Annotated in this window: 19 protein-coding genes and 1 tRNA gene; 7 read left to right on the top strand and 13 right to left on the bottom strand. The window is 55.4% G+C overall.

The features are described 5' to 3' along the window. Positions 1–7: 7 nt before the first annotated feature. Complete coding sequence (locus N5098_RS03005; protein ID WP_267636216.1) at positions 8–487, top strand: hypothetical protein; 480 nt, start codon at positions 8–10, stop codon at positions 485–487. A gap of 39 nt (positions 488–526) precedes the next feature. Here the strand turns inward: N5098_RS03005 and N5098_RS03000 are convergent, their stop codons facing one another. Then, complete coding sequence (locus N5098_RS03000) at positions 527–1,375, bottom strand: CPBP family intramembrane glutamic endopeptidase (protein WP_267636215.1); 849 nt, start codon at positions 1,373–1,375, stop codon at positions 527–529. Between the two features lie 2 nt (positions 1,376–1,377). After that, on the bottom strand, positions 1,378–3,660 hold the full coding sequence (gene lonB, locus N5098_RS02995) for an ATP-dependent protease LonB (RefSeq protein ID WP_267636214.1): 2,283 nt from the start codon (positions 3,658–3,660) through the stop codon (positions 1,378–1,380). 170 nt (positions 3,661–3,830) lie between these two features. Between lonB and N5098_RS02990 the strand changes: the two genes are divergently transcribed. Beyond that, positions 3,831–4,337, top strand: a complete 507-nt coding sequence (locus tag N5098_RS02990) for a nicotinamide-nucleotide adenylyltransferase (RefSeq protein ID WP_267636213.1) — start codon at positions 3,831–3,833, stop codon at positions 4,335–4,337. A 9-nt stretch (positions 4,338–4,346) separates the two neighbouring features. Here the strand turns inward: N5098_RS02990 and N5098_RS02985 are convergent, their stop codons facing one another. Further along, the gene (locus N5098_RS02985) at positions 4,347–4,868 is read right to left on the bottom strand and encodes a CinA family protein (RefSeq protein WP_267636212.1); all 522 of its coding nucleotides are present in this window, start codon (positions 4,866–4,868) and stop codon (positions 4,347–4,349) included. Positions 4,869–4,965: 97 nt separating this feature from the next. Here N5098_RS02985 and aroA point away from each other — a divergent pair, with 97 nt between their 5' ends. Together aroA and N5098_RS02975 are read left to right on the top strand one after the other, a co-directional pair. Continuing rightward, complete coding sequence (gene aroA / locus N5098_RS02980) at positions 4,966–6,261, top strand: 3-phosphoshikimate 1-carboxyvinyltransferase (RefSeq protein WP_267636211.1); 1,296 nt, start codon at positions 4,966–4,968, stop codon at positions 6,259–6,261. Between the two features lie 224 nt (positions 6,262–6,485). Further along, positions 6,486–9,089: an efflux RND transporter permease subunit gene (locus tag N5098_RS02975; protein ID WP_267636210.1), complete on the top strand. Its 2,604-nt coding sequence runs from the start codon at positions 6,486–6,488 to the stop codon at positions 9,087–9,089. Between the two features lie 3 nt (positions 9,090–9,092). Here N5098_RS02975 and N5098_RS02970 read toward each other — a convergent pair whose 3' ends face one another. Beyond that, positions 9,093–9,674: an NADPH-dependent FMN reductase gene (locus N5098_RS02970; RefSeq protein WP_267636209.1), complete on the bottom strand. Its 582-nt coding sequence runs from the start codon at positions 9,672–9,674 to the stop codon at positions 9,093–9,095. Between the two features lie 239 nt (positions 9,675–9,913). On the opposite strand from N5098_RS02970, the gene N5098_RS02965 reads away from it, so the two are divergent. Further along, entirely contained in the window at positions 9,914–10,912 is a 999-nt protein-coding gene (locus N5098_RS02965) for an MBL fold metallo-hydrolase (protein WP_267636208.1), read from the top strand. Here the strand turns inward: N5098_RS02965 and N5098_RS02960 are convergent. Continuing rightward, a complete protein-coding gene (locus N5098_RS02960; RefSeq protein ID WP_267636207.1) occupies positions 10,909–11,670 on the bottom strand; it encodes a ribonuclease H-like domain-containing protein in 762 nt (253 codons plus the stop codon). The genes N5098_RS02965 and N5098_RS02960 overlap by 4 nt on opposite strands. A gap of 214 nt (positions 11,671–11,884) precedes the next feature. On the opposite strand from N5098_RS02960, the gene N5098_RS02955 reads away from it, so the two are divergent. Beyond that, positions 11,885–12,178, top strand: a complete 294-nt coding sequence (locus N5098_RS02955) for an amphi-Trp domain-containing protein (RefSeq protein ID WP_267636206.1) — start codon at positions 11,885–11,887, stop codon at positions 12,176–12,178. 178 nt (positions 12,179–12,356) lie between these two features. On the opposite strand, the gene N5098_RS02950 is transcribed toward N5098_RS02955, so the two are convergent. The 6 genes from N5098_RS02950 to N5098_RS02925 all read right to left on the bottom strand — a co-directional run bounded on the left by N5098_RS02950 (position 12,357) and on the right by N5098_RS02925 (position 16,143). Then, positions 12,357–12,427: transfer RNA gene (locus N5098_RS02950), tRNA-His, on the bottom strand. Between the two features lie 109 nt (positions 12,428–12,536). Then, the gene (locus N5098_RS02945) at positions 12,537–13,016 is read right to left on the bottom strand and encodes a DUF5797 family protein (protein ID WP_267636205.1); all 480 of its coding nucleotides are present in this window, start codon (positions 13,014–13,016) and stop codon (positions 12,537–12,539) included. Positions 13,017–13,050: 34 nt separating this feature from the next. Further along, on the bottom strand, positions 13,051–13,509 hold the full coding sequence (locus N5098_RS02940) for a Mut7-C RNAse domain-containing protein (RefSeq protein WP_267636204.1): 459 nt from the start codon (positions 13,507–13,509) through the stop codon (positions 13,051–13,053). Then, positions 13,506–15,242 (bottom strand): DNA polymerase/3'-5' exonuclease PolX, encoded by a 1,737-nt coding sequence (gene polX, locus N5098_RS02935; protein WP_267636203.1) that lies wholly within the window; start codon positions 15,240–15,242, stop codon positions 13,506–13,508. The genes N5098_RS02940 and polX overlap by 4 nt, the downstream gene beginning before the upstream one ends. Continuing rightward, positions 15,239–15,688 (bottom strand): DUF5788 family protein, encoded by a 450-nt coding sequence (locus tag N5098_RS02930; RefSeq protein WP_267636202.1) that lies wholly within the window; start codon positions 15,686–15,688, stop codon positions 15,239–15,241. The genes polX and N5098_RS02930 overlap by 4 nt, the downstream gene beginning before the upstream one ends. A 47-nt stretch (positions 15,689–15,735) precedes the next feature. Next, positions 15,736–16,143 (bottom strand): archease, encoded by a 408-nt coding sequence (locus N5098_RS02925; RefSeq protein WP_267636201.1) that lies wholly within the window; start codon positions 16,141–16,143, stop codon positions 15,736–15,738. A gap of 106 nt (positions 16,144–16,249) precedes the next feature. Here N5098_RS02925 and N5098_RS02920 point away from each other — a divergent pair, with 106 nt between their 5' ends. Further along, the gene (locus N5098_RS02920) at positions 16,250–16,732 is read left to right on the top strand and encodes a GNAT family N-acetyltransferase (RefSeq protein WP_267636200.1); all 483 of its coding nucleotides are present in this window, start codon (positions 16,250–16,252) and stop codon (positions 16,730–16,732) included. Positions 16,733–16,828: 96 nt separating this feature from the next. On the opposite strand, the gene N5098_RS02915 is transcribed toward N5098_RS02920, so the two are convergent. Then, on the bottom strand, positions 16,829–19,249 hold the full coding sequence (locus N5098_RS02915) for a hybrid sensor histidine kinase/response regulator (protein WP_267636199.1): 2,421 nt from the start codon (positions 19,247–19,249) through the stop codon (positions 16,829–16,831). Between the two features lie 174 nt (positions 19,250–19,423). After that, on the bottom strand, positions 19,424–20,287 hold the full coding sequence (locus N5098_RS02910; RefSeq protein ID WP_267636198.1) for an SDR family oxidoreductase: 864 nt from the start codon (positions 20,285–20,287) through the stop codon (positions 19,424–19,426). Positions 20,288–20,295: the final 8 nt, after the last annotated feature.

The raw sequence follows: 20,295 nt of genomic DNA, 5'->3' as shown, positions 1-20,295 counted from the left end.
TTCGTATATGCCAGACCCGCTCGCGCGGTGGTCCCGTCGCCGATTCATTGCTGGGACAACAACAGCGGCCATCACAGCAGTTGCCGGCTGTTCGACTGTTGTTAATTGGATTGCTGACAAGGCATTCAAAGATGTCAACATCATCAATGAGCTAAACCGGTCGGTCAGCGGTCGTATTACCGTCACCGATCCGGACAGAGTAGTCCGTCTAGATGAAATGTTTGAGCTACCCTCTCGGGATGGGTCCAGCAATCAAGAAGACGGTAATATCGAGTTCTACCCAGATATCTGGACGACAACCGGTTCCTACGAGGTAACAATCGCGTTGCGTGACACTGAAATCGACGGTGTCAATAAATCGTCTGAAACTGTGACTCTCGCCAATACCGACGAGGAGATGCTTCTTGTTTCACTCGGAGCAAGCGAGGTGGCTGCCCCAATTGACTTCCGTGTCGGTGAGAGTTTTACCGATATCGTCAGCGACTGAAAGCGGGAAACTCGCCATGGGCGCTCAATCGGTCGCCACTCAGATAGAAATAGCAGGGAGTTCGTGCACGGCAAACTCCAGTGCGTTGATAACGTAGTGGGCAACAATAACAATTAGCAAACTACCAGTGACAACGTAGCCGCCTGCAAGAACAAGACCCAGTGCGCCGGTAACGACGACACCCACGCGCCCTTGTGCTCCGTGCCCGAGCGCGAACGCGAGCGACGAAAGGAAAGCGAGGACCCAGACGTTGAGTCCAAATCCCATCTCAGGGACACCAATAAGTGCGCCACGGAAGAGAAGTTCTTCACTGACGGCGATAATGGGTAAGACCACGCCAAAGAGTGCAATCCAGCCGCCTATCGATTCAGGGGCCAGAAGTTCTCGGACACGCTCGTCGTAGGCTGCACCCACAGCGTCGGCGACCGTGGTGGAGAGTTCGTTTGCTCCCCAGAGAACAATGCCAAAGCCAACGCCCACCACAACAGCAGCGCCCCCACCAGTCCCAATCCCACTACCGAAGGCGTCGGCTGGAATGTCGAAATACCAGGCTGAAAGGACTAACCCAAAGAGTATCACTCCCTGCGTGAACGCGACATTGGCCATCATTGCCACAGGCGTGAGCACAATATCTGGCTCACGTTTCGATTCCGAATCGGTCGTGGCATCGGGGTTACGCAGAACCGGCTCCGGAGACTCGGGACGGTTCGTCGTAGCGTTCCGGGGAAAAAGCGCCGAACTGTCGTCAGGTGGGATAGCCGTTGACTCTGTTGTTGGCGCGTCGGTTGGTGCGAACTGGTCAATCGAATCCGCAGAACGACGTGCAAAAGCAAGTACCACACCGAGTGTGAGCACCGTCAACCCAAGGAACGCTGCCCACGCTGGCACAGCTACTGTGGACTCGGATTACCGCCCGGCTCAACGTCGCTGCTGAGGGCAGTGCCGGTAATCGTCCTGAGGCGGTCGATGAGTGTCTCTTTTCTCGCCTCACCTTCGAGCGCGATTTCGAGCACCTCGGAGATGTGTGCGACTGGGATAACTTCGACCATATCCTCGTACTCATCTTCGATCATCACATCTTGCTCGTTGGCCTTGGGGATGATAACCGTATCACAGCCCGATTTGGCCGCCGCCTCGATTTTGTGGGTAACTCCGCCGACCGGGAGAACATCTCCACGGACCGACAGTGACCCAGACATGGCGACATTCTGGTTTATCGGGATATCCTCAAGTGCCGAGATGACGGCTGTCGCGACCGTGACCGAAGCGGACGGCCCGTCAACCTCGATACCGTCGTTGGCGAACTGAATGTGGATATCTTTCTTGTCCAGATTCTCGTCCGAGAATTTCTTGATAATCGCCGAGACGTTCTGAACAGATTCTTTCGCCATCTCCTGAAGCTGCCCAGTTGCGATAACTTCACCCGGACCGTGTGCTTCGGCGATTTCAGCCATCACCGGGAGCATGATACCGGAGTCTTCGCCCATCACGGCGAGTCCGTTAACGCGGCCAACAAGGCCGCCCTCGGAAATTGTCATCTCGTAGTCGCGGCGGCGCTCAATCATCTCGTCAGCGAGTTGCTGCTCGATAGAGCGTGAGCGCTTTTTGGCTTCGAGCACGTCGTCGCGCTCGGTGTGTTGCTTGTCACTGGAACGTGCAACGTCGCCAGCGACACGGACAAGTCCACCGAGGTCACGCATTTCCAGCGTGAGCTGTCCTTTGCGGCCCGCACGACGGCGAGCTTCGAGGATGATTTCCTCGATTGCACCCCGCGTGAAGTGTGGAAGACGACCGTCTTTCTCGACTTCCTGAGCGACAAAGCGGGAGTACTTGCGGCGCATCTCTGCCGTGTCGTCGATGGTGTCATCCATATACACCTCGTACCCGTTACCCTTGATACGCGAGCGTAGTGCTGGGTGCATGTTCTGCATCGCGTCCATATTCCCAGCGGCAACCATCACGAAGTCACACGGGACAGGTTCGGTCTGAACCATCGCACCAGAGGAGCGTTCGCTCTGGCCGGTGATGGAGAACTCACCTTCTTGGATGGCAGTCATCAGCTTTTGCTGTGACCGAATGTCGAGCGTGTTGATTTCGTCGATGTACAACACACCCTTGTTGCTCTTGTGGATGGCGCCAGGCTCGACACGGTCGTGGCTGGGTGTCTCCATTCCGCCAGACTGGAACGGGTCGTGGCGGACATCGCCCAGCAGCGCACCGGCGTGGGCACCAGTACCGTCCTCGAACGGTGCCGTCTGCTGGTTTGCTGTGTTCACAATCATGTTAGGCACCATCGAATCGTTGCCCCGAGACATGTACCGGAAGACGAGATAGACAATCCCGGCAGCGATGATACCGATAAGAATCTGGCTCAGAATGATGAACGAGTAGGCTAAGACAAGGATAATGAGCACCCACATAATGAACCGGCGCATCTGGTTGCGCTTGCGGGCTTCTTCCTTGTGTGCGTCAACTATCTGCTCACCCTTGCCGGAGGGAACGGTCCGGATTTTCGGTTCGTTCCCGTCGTCAGGGTTATGATAGACAAGGATATCCTGCAGGTCTTCTTTGGGAAGCAGCTGACTCATCGCTTTTGCCAGCATCGATTTACCAGTACCCGGCGAACCAATCATCATCACGTGGCGTCGCTGTTTGGCCGCCTTTAGGATGATATCGCGGGCGTGGTCCTGTCCGATGACCTGGTCAACGAGTCTATCCGGCACCTTAATCTCTTTTGAGGTGTCGATCTGTAGTCCACCGAGAAGGTCGTCCTCGGCGATTTCCTCGTCGACTTCCATGTCCTCGTCGACATCGCTCCCGAGAACTTCATCAATCTCTGTCTCGTACTCATCGTCCGTTTCGTCGCTGTCACGCTCAACACTGTCGGGGGTCGGATTCCGAGGCGGAGCGTCCAACACACTGTCGCCGTGCCGGTCGTCGTTATCGCCGGCAGGCGAACTGGGCGACTCCGTGCCCTCGCTGGCGGAGTCATCTGACTCCTCGACGGCATCGGTCGATGCCTGCTCGCCTGACCGAGACTCCTCAGTCGAGGCAGTTGGCTCGTCGCCCGACGAGTCGGTTGTTGGGGGTGCTCCGTCCGGAGACGGAGTGTCCTGATCCTCCGCGGTGTCCGTCTCCCGCTCGTTGTCTGGAGCGTTTGTGTCGTTACTCATGCAATCGTTGCTACCATCTTTTTGGAAGTACCATATACTGATATACTTTCTCCCCTCTTCCGACTCGTGAAAGCCAACAAACCGCAACAAGGCGCGCCAACGATGGTGAACAAAGAATTCCCATGGGCCGATAGCGGGATTTAAGAAACTCGCCCGGCTTGGTTTCACCAATGACTACTCGGGGCCTCGTAATTGGTCGCTTCCAACCTTTTCACGCCGGGCACGCCCACCTCGTCAAGGAAATCGTCAACGACGTCGACGAGCTCGTCTTCGGTATCGGCAGCGCAGGTGACTCACACACAGTTCGCAACCCGTTCACTGCGGGCGAACGAATTATGATGGCAACCAAATCAATTGAGGCGATGGATATCGAGACGACAGTCTACACTGTCCCTATCGAAGACCTGAACCGCAATTCGGTGTGGGTGAGCCACGTCGAGAGCATGTCCCCTCGGTTCGATATCGCCTATTCAAACAACCCACTCGTTGTTCGGCTGTTTACCGAATCGGGCGTTGAAGTCCGTCAGACGCCAATGTATAACCGTGACGTGTTGAAAGGGAGTGAAATCCGGGAACGAATGGTCGAAGGCGAGGCATGGGAGCCACACGTCCCTGATGCAGTTGTGGAAGTAATCGAGGAAATCGACGGGATTCAGCGCGTCCAAGCAGTTAGCTAGGCCAGCGCGTCAGTTCTCGATGTTCTCTCTGTTCTCGATGGCCCACAGAAGGTCAGCAAGTGCCTGTGCAACGAACTGTGATTTGCAGTCGCCTCTGTCACCCTCAAACTCGTAGCGTCGTGCACGTGCGCCCGACGATTCGCTTCCCCATGGCCCGCCGTATGCCACGCCGATGTAGACCGTCCCTACCGGCTTCTCTTCAGTTCCACCACCCGGTCCCGCGATGCCGGTCGTCGAGACACCCCATGTTGTCCCTGCTGTATCCCTGATGCCTTGTGCCATCTCGATGGCAACAGGTGAAGAAACAGCGCCATGGGAGTCAAGCGATTCTCGGGAGACACCCAGCAGTTCCTGTTTTGCGTCGTTCGAGTATGTGACTGTGCTCCGGTCAAAATAATCGCTCGACCCCGGAACGTCGGTCACGGTCGAGGCAAGCAATCCACCGGTACAGGACTCGGCGAGTGCAAGCGTCTCGTCGTTAGTGCGAAGATGGTCGCCGGTTGTTCGGGCCGCAGTTTTTCGTTTGCTCATGCAGATAGTTTGAGCGAGATGGTAATGAATTGAGTTGGTCAATTACTGCAAAGACGAGTGCGGTACGCTCATACCTGCTGGCTTCTATGGAGGCGACATGGATGTTACCATCACGCCGTCACAGGTTGCAGGGACTACTGCGGCACCGCCCTCAAAGAGTTACACCCACCGGGCGATTCTGGCCGGCGGGTACAGCGACGAGGTTACCGTCCGGAATCCGCTGGTGAGTGCAGATACGCGTGCTACGATGCGGGCAGTCAACGCTTTTGGCGGCGAGGTTATACACAACACCGAAACGGGGACGCTGGAAATTACAGGCTTTGACGGGAATCCCGAGGTACCCGAGGATGTTATCGACTGTGCAAACAGCGGGACGACAATCCGTCTGGCGACAGCGACTGGGGCACTCGCGGACGGGTCGACAGTGCTGACCGGCGACGAGTCACTCCGAAGCCGTCCACAGGAGCCACTTTTGTTGGCAATTGACCAGCTTGCTGGACGTGCACAGAGCACGCGAGAGAACGGACAGGCCCCGCTTGTCGTCGGTGGGCCGCTGATGGGCGGGAGTGCGCCACTCCCCGGCGATGTCTCCTCGCAGTTTGTCACTGCACTGTTGTTTGCCGGTGCGGCGACCGATGCCGGCATCAACATTGCCCTCCAGAACGAACTTAAATCGGCCCCTTACGTGGATATCACGCTGGATGTGCTAGATGCTTTTGGCATCTCAGCGCGGCGGACGAGCCAAGGGTTCTCTGTCGGTGGTCGTCAGTCTTACCGCCTTCGGGATGGTGCCTACAGTGTCCCCGGTGACTTCTCATCTATCTCGTACCTGCTCGCGGCCGGTGCGCTCGCAGGGAACGAAAGCGTCACCGTGACCGAAGCGTACCCCGGCCCCCAAGGAGATCAGGCTATCGTCACAATTCTCGAAGAGATGGGTGCCTCTATCGACTGGAACCATGAGACAGGAGAACTTACCGTGACCGCGGAATCACTCTCAGGCGTCGAGGTTGCTGTCGCTGACACACCCGACCTGCTCCCGACGCTGGCCGTGCTTGGTGCGGCTGCCGATGGCACCACGACACTCACCGAGTGTGAGCACGTTCGCTACAAGGAAACTGACCGCGTTGGGGCGATGGCAGACACACTGTCGAAAATGGGTGCCACTGTCGACGAATACGAGAACAAGCTCGTCGTCCACGGCAGCGAGAGTACGCTCCAGGGCACAACAGTTGACGGCCGAGCAGACCACAGAGTCATTATGGCGCTGTCGGTTGCAGCCCTGACCGCCGCCGGCAAAACGAAAATAAAGGGTGCTGAGCATGTCGATGTTTCCTTCCCAAACTTTTTCGACGTGATGGAGACACTCGGCGTCGCCCTGTCTCGCAGCGAATAGGAAAAAACACTGCTACTCCAGCACAGTAGTGAATCAATATATCAGTATTGAATAATTTTCCGACGTGTAGCCGTCTGCTGAAATGTTCAAATATTTATCAAATCGGGATTGGCCAGTGGTTATTTACTTACTCCAGTTGATAAGCAGGATATGAGAGAAAAGAGAATACCACACACAACCAAAACTGCAGATAGCTGTCCTGCAAGCAGTGAGGCTGTCGCCATATGAACGGGGGCTACTCGAAACGATACGCAGAGTGGGTGAGTACCCATAGCAAAGCAGTTATCGCGCTCGTGTTGCTGACGACGGTGGTTGTCGGCGTTGGTATTGGAATGGGAGATGCCGGAGACGCCGGAGTTGGTGAGTTCGAAGTCGACTCGGCTGAATTCGACGCCGCAGACTTCATCGATGCTAACTACGCCAGTGACAACAGCATCGTCTCACAAGTAATCATCAGAGAGGAAGGCGGAGACGTACTAACTCGGGACTCTCTGCTGACTGGGTTACAGATACAGACGGAGCTCCGGGCAGACGAGTCAATCGACTCAACGCTGTCCGAGCAGGGAGTTGTCGGCCTCGAAAATCTCGTCGGAACAGCAGCAGTGTACTCGACAACACAGGGCCAAGCCCCGTCGACACAGCCCTCGCTCGAAGAGCAACAACAAGCACTCGAAGCACTGAGCGCCCAAGAAGTCGATGACTTATTGGAACAGTTACTCGATCCAGATGGGTCCACACAGGTACCCAGTGATGTGGACCCATACGCGTTTCTCCCTCAGGGATACGTCCCGGGCGAGACGAGTTCCCCGGCACGGCTTTCGCTTGTTAGGCAAGTCGATACGACCAGCGAGGATGAGGAGCCACTGGCAGCGTACGATGCCCAAGTAGCAATCGATGAACTCGTCGAACAGCGGTCCGGTAACGGGTTCGTCTTCGGCCAAGGCGTCTTGGACGAAGCGTCCTCGAATGCAACCGGTGATAGTTTCACAATCATCACACCCTTTGCACTCGTCCTTATCCTGTTTGTGTTGGGTGTGTCTTACCGGGATATCACTGATATCCTCCTCGCGATTGTCTGTATCGCCGTCGTGCTGGTGTGGCTTCAGGGAATTATGGGATGGCTCGCAATCCCGATGAACGTCATCCTTATCGCAGTTCCATTCTTGCTTATCGGACTCTCTATCGACTACGCGGTCCACGTTGTGATGCGTTACCGAGAGGCGAGACAAGGGTCACTCGACATCACTGTAGACAACAGTCCGACACAGACACCAGCAACGGAGACAGCCAACAGTGCAGCCACAATTCGCGGCGCGATGACAGTTGGCCTTGGAACTGTTATTCTTGCACTCGTGGCCGCCACGTTTTCGACAGGCGTTGGCTTTCTCTCGAACGTTGTGAGTCCGCTCCCCGCAATCCAAGACTTCGCTATTGTGAGTTCCGGCGGCATCTTTGCGACGTTCGTTGCCTTCGGTTGTCTCATGCCTGCGCTGAAAGTTGAGGTCGATGGGCTACTTGAAGGGCGGTTTGGCCGCTCTCGGGACAAACCCGCCTTCGGCTCGTCCGGTGGCAGCACGAACACGATTCTTGCTGGGCTGTCTTCAGTAACATCGCGGGCACCGGTTGTTGTGCTCGTGATTGCGCTGTTGTTGACGACGGGCGGTGTCTACGGAGCCACGACCATCGACACCGAGTTTAACCAAGCTGATTTCATCCCACAGGACGCACCAGAGTGGACCGAGTATCTGCCCGGCCCGCTAGAACCCGGTACCTACACTATCAGCGACGAGTTCGAATACCTGAGCCAGAACTTCCAGCTTCGGGATTCAAGTGGCCGGTCGACGATACTGTTACGGGAAGATGTCGCATCAGGAGAAATGCTCACCGCTGTCGACGAGGCAACTGCAAACGTCGATGAAAACAGCGTCATTCTACCCAGACCGGACGGTGTCGCCGCCGTCGAAGGACCACACACCGTAATCCGGGCTGTTGCAGAAGAGAACAAAACCTTCGCTACGACTGTCGCCGAGGCAGATACGAACGGTGATGGCCTCCCGGATGAGAATATCGACTCCGTCTACGCACAACTGTTCGCCGCCGACTCGGCCGCCGCCTCAGATGTGCTAAGTCGTACGAACGGCGAAGTAACCTCAGCGAGGCTCCGACTCAGCATCGAAAGTGACAAATCAGCCCAAAAAATTGCCGAAGACACTGAGGCGTTTGCTACCCAGATTGAGCGTGGCGCAACGGGCGTGACGCTAACTGCAGTGCCAACAGGGAACACCGTAACAGAAGCGGTCTTGCAGGATGCGTTGCTGGAAACGCTCATCGAGGCATTTGTCGTGACGCTACTCGTTATTCTTGTTTTTCTGACTGTTCTCTTTTGGGTGCGATACCGCTCACCGACACAGGGTATTATCGTCGTGATTCCAGTTGTCATCGCGCTCACATGGTTACTGGGTGTGATGGCAGTCCTTGGTATCCCATTTAACAGTGAGACTGCTGTCATCACCAGCCTCGCAATCGGTCTAGGCGTCGATTACAGCATCCACGCCGGAGAGCGATTTGTCGCAGAACGCGAACAGCGAGACACAGTCGAGAGCGCACTGGAGGCCACGCTCACCGGAACCGGTGGTGCGTTGCTAGCCAGTGCTGCGACAACCGCAGCAGGGTTTGGCGTCCTCGCGCTCTCGCTTTCGCCACCGCTTCGACGGTTCGGAACAGTCACTGCCGCGGCTATCATCTTCGCGTTCCTCTCAGTCATGACAGTACTCCCTAGCCTATTCATCCTCCGCGAGCGACTTGCCGAGCAGTTAGACGGTCGGTAACTGTCAGTCGTCCCCACCGACGTTCTGTGTACTCTCGAACGACGGAAGTTCAGGCTCGATTTGTGCGTATTCGACAGCCCGCTGTCCGAGCAGTCTCGTTCGCTCTTCGAGGGCCTCGTCGACAAAATCGCCATCTTCAAACTGTGATGATGCCGAGGGGATGGCTGCCTGATGTGGGAGCACCCAGGCGTTGACTGCACGACTGACTGTACGCAGGTGGTCGAGTGTCCCGGTTGGAAAGCTTCCACCGGCGACGCCGAGGAGTCCGACCGTCGTGTCTTCGAACTCATCGAATCCACAGTAATCAAGCGCATTTTTCAACGGTGCCGCGTAGGAGCCATGATACATCGGCGACCCAAGAATAACCGAGTCAGCCGTGCGTAACTCGGAGCGGAGCCGCTCTGCGTCCGAGATTTCTTCAGCATTAGGGTCGAATACTGGTAGGTGGTACTCTCTGAGATCAAGCAGTTCAGTCGATGCACCGTGTTCCTCGGCCTCGTCGAGAGCGTGGCCAAGTGCAATACGTGTATAGCTACCATCTCTGAGACTTCCACAGAGTGCAGCAACATGTGGTTGTGGAGGCATATATGACTCTTTTCAGCGAGGAAGTAATCAACAACGGTTGAATCGTGCCAGGAAAATGGCACCTGATCTCCGCTCGTAGTGTCACACGTTTTCCCTTTTGCTGAGGGAGACCAGTGTTATATCTTCCAAGATGTCAATAATAAAACTGCGGCAGACTGCTGGCTGACGTGCGTCAGACAGACAACAGACGCCCGTGATGAGAACGCGATGTTTTTTGCAGGGCCCGCCAAAGCCGCTATATGGAGTGTCTCGCGCTCTCGAACAGAACGTTTGAGGGTAACAACAATGCTTACCTCTTTGCGGACGGGCCTGACACTGTACTGGTCGATACGGGCGACCGCCTTCCGGGAACCCACGACCAACTGGAACAACAGCTTGCGAGCCACGGTGTTGCTATCGAAGATATCGATCGGGTCTTCCTGAGCCACTGGCATGGAGACCACCGTGGACTCGCTGGCCCAATTCAAGAAGAAAGCGGGGCAGACGTATTCGTCCACAAGGCCGATGCCGACCTTGTTAGAGGGGAGACAGCTGCCTGGGATGAACTCACAGACTTGCAAATGCGCTATTTCGACCAATGGGGGATGCCCGAAGAAAAAAAAGAGACAGTCACCGACGTACTGGATAGTTACGCGTGGAGAGACAACCCACCAGAAGTAACTGCTATTGAAGACGGCGACACGTTTTCGATTAACGAGTATACCATCCGCGTTGTTCACGCCCCCGGCCATACCGCTGGACTTTGTCTGTTCGAACTTGACGATGGAAGCGACAACAGTGACGTGCTCAGTAGCGACGCACTGCTTCCGAAGTATACGCCAAACGTCGGTGGCGCCGACGTTCGGGTTGACGACCCGCTTGCACAGTATATCGACACGCTCCAATCAATTGTGACAGCAGAGTACGACCGGGCCTGGCCGGGGCACCGGGACCGTATTGCGGACCCAACTGAGCGGGCAAACGTTATTATTGACCATCACGAGGAGCGGTCATATCGCGTCCTTGATGCGCTTCGCCGACTCGGCCCATGTGACACGTGGACGGTTAGCGATGACCTATTCGGTGAGCTAGAACATATCCATATCCTCCACGGTCCCGGCGAATCCTACGCCCACCTCGAACATCTTGAACAGCAAGGCTGTATCGTCTCCGAGCAAACAGAGTATCGCCTTACAGATGAGACTGCAAAACGATTAGCCACGCGCGATGATGAGCGTTGGCCGCTGTGTCACGATTAGTGTCGCGATTCTTGCCCATCGGGGAAGAGCTGATTATCGAGTTCCTCGACGATTGATTCGAGAACTGGGACCATGTTCACTGTATCTTCCTGATTGTAGTCGATGAGTCGTTCGAGTGCGCCGTCGACGCCGCGTTCGTGTTCATGCCACAGCCGAACTGCCTCACGGCCGTCCACATCGGGCAGTTCTCGTGAAATGCCCAACTCCTGTTCGACCTCGCTCAACCCACCCGAGAGCCCGACTTTCCGGGCAGTCGGCATGAGGTCGATGTGTGGGTGGTCAAGCGAACAGTCAAAGCTCGATTCAAGAAACGGAATGTCGAAGCGCGCGCCGTTGAACGTTACCAACAACCCAGCCGCTTCGAAGGCCGCTTGGAGGTTCTCACTGGTCAAGTTGTCTCCCCGGACGAGCGTTTTCGTCTCACCGTTTTGATGGAGTGTAACGGTCGTTACGACACTCGTTCGATGGTCAAGCCCAGTCGTTTCGATATCGAAAAAACACGCCTGCTCGCGGAACGATTCGTACAGTCGCCACCGACAGTCACTCGGAAACCGTTGGGCGAAAAACTCAGGCCTTCCGTTGTCAAGCGCGCGTTCACCCGCTTCGATGAACGACTCGATACGCTCGGCACGGGTTGGGCCAATGCCCTCACAGGCTGGCTCGAACCCCTCCCAGTGGGTGATACCCTGCTCCCAAAGTCGCTGTTCGATGGTCCGGCCGATGCTCTTTGCCCCGAGGAAGCAGTTCTCGACGTACACCCGAGTGATTGAGGCATGAACAGTACTAACGGTTTCGGGTCGTAGCGTGTGGGTGAAGGCGTCCCATATTGGCCGACTTACAGATGAGAAGCGCCGACGTCGGCGTCTCGCGATACCTAACTCAGTGTGTTTCGAGTACAGTGATAGCGACTGCCACACAGGTTGACAGAGACAGTGCCCATGTTATTTTACTGGCAGCGTTTGTAGGCCCCGTATGGCAAACAACAGCCAGGAAGCCAAAGCAGAATCGGCATCAACCGATGATGAGACGGAGCGCGAAGGTGAGAAAGTGATGAGTCGGGCAGATGGGGCAGAGGTCCTCCACGAAGTCGCCGATAGTGTGGAAGCAGGGAAAATCGAGATTGACGGAGAAGATGGGTTCACGGTGGCAGTGCCAGAACAGTTCGAGTTGGAAGTCGAGTACGAGGAAACCGACGACGAGGCTGAGTTTGAAGTCGAAATCGAGTGGCAGATTGAAAATGGCGAACCGGTATCAACGGACAACTGAGACGGTAAGCACTAGCAATGCCGACAACAGATAGAGTACCACGTGGTTCAAATAGAGTGTTACGTATCGCCGTCGAGGTAGCCGTACTACAGCGTCACGAACGACATAATCACGACACCATCACTGTGCAAATTTTTGGTATACCGAGAACAGTCGCGTGGTCGTTCGTCGCAGGAAGGTCCAGGCGCGGGAATTGAACCCACGTCTTGGCCACCACAAGGCCAAAGGATACCACTACCCCAGCCCGGACACGTAATTTGGTGTAGATGAGATATACAAATATACGTTACGAATCTTATCGACGCTGACGGATGGTATCGCAAGACAGGGACACTCTTCTGAAAAACGCCAACGTTCGTTACTCGTCGTCGGTTTCGATTCCAAGCATGTCGCGGTCAAGCGTAAGACGAAACGTTGGGACTGTCGTTCGGACACGCTCGACGACACCCTTGTCTGAGAGCATATGAAGTGCTGAGCGTACGTCGTCGACGTCGGTGTCGATATCCTCCTCGACATCATGTAACGTCGCAACAACACTCTGTGGCTCCGACTCAGGCTCAGGGAGTACATCGACGATTGTGGCTTGTAGGGGCGTTCCGCGGACGGTCTGGCCCCCATCGCTTGACTCACCATCACCAGCCAACTCCACAGCCGCCGGCGTCGCACAGATGAGGCTGTTTTCGTTGCGGTAATAGTAGTCGCTAAGTTCTGATTCGAGGTAGCTGTGGACCTCACTCCCACTTTCTAGACCCCAGCGCTCCTGTAGGTCGGCATTTTTCGTCGGCTGTAACTCGATAAGATCCTCAACACGCGTACGTGCCTCATCTGAGAGTGTCATGTAGTTGCTCTTACTCCCAGAGGGGTTATCCCCATTATGGATTCTCTCGAACCGCCTCAAGCGTCTCGGCGACATCATCCCAGTGACTTCCCTTCCAGAAGTACTGTCCACAGTCCTGACACACCCATACCGCAATTGAATGTGGTGCCGGTGCGTACGCCGGCGTTCTGGCGTCCGACTCGACGCGCGTGACTGTTCCATTACAGGTGCCACATCGTTCTGGAGAAGAAGACAGCCGTAACTCGAATCCTTCGTCCCACAGTGTCGAGAGCATCGTTTCTGTGTCCCGGGATTCAAGCAAAAGCGCATTATCTGTCCGGCCTGCAAGCTCACGGTTACGCGTCAGCAGCTGTCGATGTTGTGCAGTTGCGTACGTCCGGACTGCGTCGCTTGCTTCGAGACCCACATCTAGCGCGTAAACCGTGTCGTAGCCACACATCCGCAGGTACGTCGTGAGTCCACCGAGCATTGTGTCGGTCAGCAGGCGTGTCATGAGAGAAACGACCGGAGGTCGGACGCGGACCAAGTGTTCAACACGTCCGCCGGCTCTGCCCACCCGCGGCGCGCTGTATGCACTCCATAGCGAATGTAGTCGTAACTCGCTGGAGCGTGTGCGTCGGTGTTGATAACGATTGGTGCGCCAGCGTCGATGGCACGCTGGACGAGTCGTCCGCTCAGGTCGAGTCTGTGAGGATTAGCGTTAATTTCGAGGGCAGTGTCGTGGTCCGCCGCGACGCTGGCGAGATGGCTGATATCAATGTCCATCCCCTCGCGCTGATTAAGTTTTCTGCCCGTTGGGTGGCCGATTACATCAACTGCCGGATGGCGGGCTGCCTCGGTAAGCCTGTCTGTGCCATCGCCGTCAAGCTCTGAGTGGGGTGAAGCGACGACTACATCGAGGTCATTCAACACGTCATCGCCGACCGAGATACCGCCGCCGGCCTCGATATTTGCCTCGATTCCAGAGAACACCTCGATTGGCACTTCCTCCTCGGCGTTTTGGACGGCAGTAATCTGCTCGCGTATCTCCTCATCGTCGAGTCCCACGCCACCGACAATACCGGGGCCACTGGCGTGGTCGGTGATGGCGACGTACTCGTGGCCGAACGTGCTCGCACTGGCAACCATCTCCTCGATACTGGTCGTCCCATCTGACCACTGACTGTGTGTGTGGATATCGCCACAGATGTCAGCCGGTTCGATGAGGTCTGGAAGGTCTTCGGTCGCCGCGGCCTCGACCTCTCCGCGGTCCTCGCGTAGTTCAGGCTGGACCCACGCCATCGAGAGTTCCTCGTACATCTTCGCCTCACGCTCACCTGCGACCACCTCGCCAGCACGCTGGTCGTCCTGTTCGTCTTCGTCGAGACCAGACACGTCGAAGGCACCGTACTCGTTTACTTTCAATTCACGGTCAATGGCGCGGTTCCGGACAGCGACATTATGGCCTTTGCTCCCCGTGAAATATTGGAGTGCCGCTCCGAACTCTTCGGGCGCGACGACTCGTAGATCGACCCGGACAGCATCATCTCTGATACTCGCCTTCGTCGTCCCGGCCTCGATAACGTCGTTTGCCTCAGGATACGTAGTAAACGCATCGACAACAGCCGTGGGGTCATCACTGCCGACAAGCACGTCGACATCACCGATAGTCGGTTTCCATCGGCGAATCGAGCCTGCAAGATCACAGCGGTCCACCGCAGGCTGGTCGGCAAGATACGCACGGATACGTTCGCCACGGGGGCGAGCTTCACCGAGAAGTTGGCGCTGGTGTGCTTCTCGGGCGAAGGGGATTCCATCGAGGATGTTCGCCTGTGTCTTCTCACCGAATCCAGTAAGCTCCTGAATCTCGCCGGCGTCAGCGACGGCTTCGAGGTCATCGAGTGTCTGGACGCCGAGTTCCTCATAGAGCTGTCCGACCGTACGGGGGCCAACACCCTCTACCCGGGTCAATGCCCGCATCTCGACGGGCAGTTCGGCACGAAGTTCAGTCAGTTCCGCAATTTCACCAGTCTCGACGTACTCGATGACTTTTTCGGAAATGGCGTCGCCCACATCGTCGATTTCCGCGACCGCTCCCTTTCCTTCGGCCGCGAGTGACTCGATATCGACTGTGTGGTCTCGGATACTCTCGGCAGCCCGCTCGTAGGCCCGAGGTTTGTAGTCGACACCTTTGGCGTCAAGTAAGAGTGCAAACTCCTCAAGCAAGGACGCAATCTCGTCGTTCATCGTCCCTGCCCCCGTCCGACGCCGTGTGTATCGTCGTTCTTGCCAAGTGCCTTCTGGAGGAACTGCATCCATCGCTTACGGTCGGCGACCTCCTGTGCATCGGCTTTCCCCTCGATATCGACAGGTCCGAGCTGTTCGAGTGCATTCAGTGCACGGTCGATACCGATAATCGCCTCCACTAACTGTTCGCCCGTTTCGACGCTGATATTCTCATCTTCGAGTCGCTGTTTGCGTTCGAGGCGCTCTCTGCGGAGGTTCTTTTTTGCACGGTCGACACGCTCGCGCTCGCCCGCAGGGACTGTGTCGCGGCGTCGAATCTCCATGACGAACGCGTGCAAATCGAGATCCTCGCCCTGTACGGTAATCGAGTCGGGGATATCGACTCCGACGGTCGCGCCCTCTCGCTCGATGCGCTCCAGTAGCTGCTTGCGCTGGAACTCTTTCACAACGTACTGTTCTTGCCTGTGCTACTTCGCTCCTTCGCTGACTCTCCTTACACGTCGAAGACAACGTACGCAAACCACGAACTCTCACGCTTGGCAATTTCCATCTCAGAATACGTGACTGCCTTGAGGTCCCGGGCAGTGACTGCCGACAGTGAGACGCCCCGGTAGCTTCCCGAGAGTGACCAGTCGTCTCCTTGTTGAATGGTTACTCGGTTCTCGACTGGAAGAACGGCCCGCACATCGCGTTCGTAGATGAGTTCATCGAGATAATCAAAGAGGACCGCGTCACGGGATTCAGCGCGGACATCCAGCGTGTGTCGTTCGCCGCCAGCTGGAACAGACTCACACATCGCAGCAGTCATGCCATCTGCGACGGAAGCAAACGTCTCAGCGAGGGTTGCCCCGGTCGCTTCGACGGCGACATCGGCAGTATGCTCACAGAGTTCGTAGGGCATTCTCCCGAGGAAAGGTGAGCGCCTGCCGAAAACGTTGCGTTGTTGACCCCACACAGAGAGAAAAAACGACAGGAATTATTATTCGTCACGTTCTAACGTACGGTCAGTGAGCGTCAATATCCGTCGATTGGAGGTGGCCCCCGGCAGCGATGAGTTCGTGGAGGAGGCCTGGCGGTTGAAAGAGCGCATCCGCGAAGATGAGGGAGTTCTCCGCCAGCGAAAGAACTTCTTTACGAACGCCTACACGCGGTCTCGGGTCTTTCTCTACAGGGACGAAACTAGAGATAGACTCATTGGATTTGCGACGGTGAGGCGTGATGGATATCTCCTCTTTCTTGCTGTCGATAGGGCATACCGCGGACAAGGCTTTGGCAAGCGTCTCATCGCTCGTGTTGCCGAAGAATTCGGTCGAGTGACCTGCCATGCGCGGACGACAAACCAGAATGCACTGAACTTCTACCAATCACTTGGATTCGAGATTGCCCGCCGCATCGAGAACTATTACGAGGACAGTGGCGACGCGTACTATCTTCAGCTCGGCGAGGATGCGACGATCCGAGAGAAACTTGCCAACCTACTGCGACGATAACGGGTCTCGTGGGAAGTGAGCAGCTTGCGACGGTGAGAAATATTACGCAGACGACTTATTCCTGTGTCGCCCCGCGTGTTGGCAGGTCATACGATATCAGCAGAATGAGACACCAGATATTTCGAATTTGGCACCGCCACTCTCGCTCTCAGTGACAGTTATTTCCCATCCATGTGCCTCGACAATTTCTTTAACGATAGCAAGTCCAAAGCCAGTTCCATTTTCAGTAGTCGAGTAGCCGGTTTCGAAGACCGCACTGCGCTCGTCTTCCGGAATACCACTCCCATCGTCTGCAACGTAAAACCCGTCGTCATCACTACCGACAACAATTGTGACGGTCTGTTCAGTGTCGTCAGTATCTGTGTATCCGTGTTCGAGCGCATTGCGAATTAGATTCTCAAGGACCTGTTTGAGTCGCGTCTGGTCTGCTTGAATAGTCACAGTGGTTTGAATAGCGATCTCTCCGTCTTCTGCGCCGAGTGTCGTCCATGCCATTTTTGCCGCCCGTTGCAGTGGCACTGGCTCGGGTTCGTTGATAACTTCACCGAGCCGTGCAAGGGTGAGTAAATCTTCAAGAAGTTGGTTCATTCGGTCGAGTGCTCGTCGACCGCGGTCGAAATGCTCTGTATCGCCAGTTCGTCTGGCCGCATCTAGTGATAGTTCGATCGTATTAAGCGGGTTCCGAAGGTCGTGACTGACTACGCTCGCGAAGGCATCGAGTCGCTCGTTTTTCGCTTTTAGCTCTGCAGTCTGGTCTTTGAGTGTCTGCTTTTCTTGTAGCTCCCTGAGCTTTACTTGGGCATGGTCAACCAGTAACTCGGTAAATTCTCTGTCGTGTTCGTCGAAGGCACCGATGGTACCTGTTACCGTTTGGAAGACGCCGAATTCGCCGATTGGGGTTGTCAGTGCAGAGCGATACTCACTATCGGCGGGCGTACTGTCGGTTTTTCGAATGTCGTCGACGATGAGTGTTTCTTGTTGATTGTACGCGCGAACCGTAAAGAGGTGGTCTTCTTCAAGCGATACCCTCTCGTAGTACTCACGCTCGTCGTGGGACAACGACCAGACTTCCTGAGTGAGGTACCCATCTTCCGCCACGTCGATAACAACAAGGTCAAACTCAAGAATCTGCTTTGCCGTCTCGATGAGTGTGTTGTAGACCTGCTGTGTCTCCTCGGCACGACCGATTTCTTTTGCGGCGTCATGGAGTGCCGACAGGGTCTTCTCACGCTCTTGGCGTTGGTCCGCAGTATTTTTTCGTGTGAGGGCATTCGCAATAATATTTCCAGTTACTTCTATCAGATGAAGCGTCTCGTCCGTCCAAGGCCGTGTCTGGTTAGACCAATCAAACCCGATAAACCCAAACACAGATCCAGTCCGAGTAAGTGGGACGGCAAGAATCGACCGAATGTTCCCTTCTTCGAGCGTCTGGTGCAAGTGTGACGCCTCAGGAGGGAGGTCAGTCACATCGGGGACCCGCAGTGTCTGTCGGTCGAGTATCTTTGGAATGAACCACGAGAATGCGTCCGTTTCGAGGTTCTGAAGTTCGGGTTGCTGTGTGTCAATGCCGGGTGCACACCACTCGTGTGTGTTGCTCATCTGTTTTCCATCGTCAGATATCGCAAACACATAACACCGGTCTACCGATTCAAACTTACCAATCCGAGCAAGGGTTCGCTCAATCTGTTCATCAATACTGTGTCTGTCGACGTCAATCAGCTCTGACGATGTCTCGATGATGATTTGCTGTAGTTTCTCTCTGCGTTTCCGTTCAGTTACGTCCCGAAAGTAGATGAAGATACCGTCGCCGTCTTTTGCGGGGAAAATCCGCTCTCTGTACCAGTGTCCGGGGTTAGCATCTGCTTTGGCAACAACCGTCTTTGGCTTTCGGCTCTTGAGAACATCGTCATACGCCTGTTTGAACGGTGTTGTCTCTGCCTCTTGGACGAGCTCTAGATACTGTTTTCCGATCAGTTCCTCGCGGTCAAGTCCGGTCACCGTCTCCGCTTGTTCGTTAATATAGGTGAACACGAGGTTTTCATCTAGCCTCGCGAACCCATCGGTAATCCGTTCAAGCGTTCGGCGTCGACGCCGGTTCGCTCGCTCAGCGCGCTGTTGGCCCCTGTAGCGTTCGACTGCGTTTTCGACTCTGTTCGCCAGCACGGTGAACTGGCTGGAATTACCTTTTTTTTGGATATAATCAGTCGCACCGTTCGAAAGTGCTTCTGCAGCGATTTCTTCTGAACCTTTGCCAGTAAAGAGGATAAACGGTAACTCAGAAAACTCTTCGCGGACACGCTTGAGGAATTCGATGCCGTCTATCTCTGGCATGTCGTAATCGCTCACCACACAATCAAACGACGAGGTAGCAAGCTCTTCAAGTCCGTCAGCGGCCTTAGAAACAGTTTCGACAGTTATCTGATCGCTTTCGCGTTCCAGCAGACTCTCCGTGACTTCGGCGAAGTTTGTGTCGTCATCGACATGCAACACCCTGATTCGCGGAGACTCATCCCGCATGGAGATAGGTATATTTGTGGAAGGAACACGTATAAAACATTGTGCCAATTCAGCGGTACTCCCGGTCTCGAACGTATTTTTCGATGTCTGGGACAGACAAAGCGTCCAAAGATCTGCTCTCTTTTGCAGTGAGAAGCGCTTGTCTACCCCGTTCCATATCTGGGTCGCCGCTCGTTACTCATAGGTCGTGGTAAACCCGCCATCCCAAAGCAGGTCGCCACCGTTTAGATGCCTTCCGTGTCCAGAAAAACCAAACACAAACAGGTTCGCTACCTCGGCAGGCGTCATCATCTCTTTTGTGCGGGCCTGTCCCAGCATCACGTCCTCGACAACAGCCTCTGTTGAGATATTACGCTGGTTGGCTGTCTGTTCAATCTGGTTCATCATCAGCGGTGTCAAGACGTAGCCGGCCGAAACCGAAAAACTTCGAAGTAGTCCATCACCTTCAGCTGCAATCGACCGTGTGAGACCATTGAGCGCGTGTTTTGCGATTATATACGCCGGCTTCCGCTGTGTCGCATACTGTCCGTGAACCGAGGACATGTTTGCGATTGCACCGACGCCGTCGTCTGTTGCCTCGATATGCGGAATTGCTGCCCTAGCTGTGAGAAATGGAGCACGAATCAGTACGTCTTGTAGATGATCGTATCGGTCGACCGGAAACTCCGCAATTGGGTCAATATGTTGTAACCCTGCAATGTTGGCGACGTATCTCAGTGTCCCCTCTTTCGTAGCTGCCTCGACAACTGCTCGGATATCACCGGCGTTGGTTAGGTCAGTCTCGACATCGTAGAACAGACCAGAAGCCGTCAAGTCGTCGATGATGTCGGCCGTTTCTATGAGGCCATCGCCATCAATATCAGCACCGATGACAGTCAGTCCGTTTACTGCGAGCGCAACGGCCGTCGCACGACCAATGCCAGAGGCTGCCCCCGTAACCAGCGCAACGTTGTCGGCAATAAACCGTTTGTCGTCAAGAACGAGTATGGAGTCTCGTGTCAACTCTGGCGCAGTTAGCTCAGATGTCCCCTCAGTCATGTGTCAAT

This window comes from Halovenus rubra (genome assembly GCF_026586665.1).
Lineage (GTDB): Archaea > Halobacteriota > Halobacteria > Halobacteriales > Haloarculaceae > Halovenus > Halovenus rubra.
The sequence above is the reverse complement of the archived record's forward strand: the minus strand, read 5'-3'. Positions and strand labels throughout refer to the sequence as shown.

Excerpts from the sequence above, each read along its gene's own strand:
- N5098_RS02940 (WP_267636204.1), bottom strand. The coding sequence starts at position 13,509 with ATGACACGCCTGCTGACCGACACAATGCTCGGTGGACTCACGACGTAC.
- N5098_RS02955 (WP_267636206.1), top strand. The coding sequence starts at position 11,885 with ATGGCAAACAACAGCCAGGAAGCCAAAGCAGAATCGGCATCAACCGAT.
- N5098_RS02945 (WP_267636205.1), bottom strand. The coding sequence starts at position 13,016 with ATGACACTCTCAGATGAGGCACGTACGCGTGTTGAGGATCTTATCGAG.
- N5098_RS02925 (WP_267636201.1), bottom strand. The coding sequence starts at position 16,143 with ATGCCCTACGAACTCTGTGAGCATACTGCCGATGTCGCCGTCGAAGCG.
- N5098_RS03005 (WP_267636216.1), top strand. The coding sequence starts at position 8 with ATGCCAGACCCGCTCGCGCGGTGGTCCCGTCGCCGATTCATTGCTGGG.
- N5098_RS02975 (WP_267636210.1), top strand. The coding sequence starts at position 6,486 with ATGAACGGGGGCTACTCGAAACGATACGCAGAGTGGGTGAGTACCCAT.
- N5098_RS02990 (WP_267636213.1), top strand. The coding sequence starts at position 3,831 with ATGACTACTCGGGGCCTCGTAATTGGTCGCTTCCAACCTTTTCACGCC.
- N5098_RS02970 (WP_267636209.1), bottom strand. The coding sequence starts at position 9,674 with ATGCCTCCACAACCACATGTTGCTGCACTCTGTGGAAGTCTCAGAGAT.
- polX (WP_267636203.1), bottom strand. The coding sequence starts at position 15,242 with ATGAACGACGAGATTGCGTCCTTGCTTGAGGAGTTTGCACTCTTACTT.
- N5098_RS02910 (WP_267636198.1), bottom strand. The coding sequence starts at position 20,287 with ATGACTGAGGGGACATCTGAGCTAACTGCGCCAGAGTTGACACGAGAC.
- N5098_RS02965 (WP_267636208.1), top strand. The coding sequence starts at position 9,914 with ATGGAGTGTCTCGCGCTCTCGAACAGAACGTTTGAGGGTAACAACAAT.
- lonB (WP_267636214.1), bottom strand. The coding sequence starts at position 3,660 with ATGAGTAACGACACAAACGCTCCAGACAACGAGCGGGAGACGGACACC.
- N5098_RS02915 (WP_267636199.1), bottom strand. The coding sequence starts at position 19,249 with ATGCGGGATGAGTCTCCGCGAATCAGGGTGTTGCATGTCGATGACGAC.
- N5098_RS02985 (WP_267636212.1), bottom strand. The coding sequence starts at position 4,868 with ATGAGCAAACGAAAAACTGCGGCCCGAACAACCGGCGACCATCTTCGC.
- aroA (WP_267636211.1), top strand. The coding sequence starts at position 4,966 with ATGGATGTTACCATCACGCCGTCACAGGTTGCAGGGACTACTGCGGCA.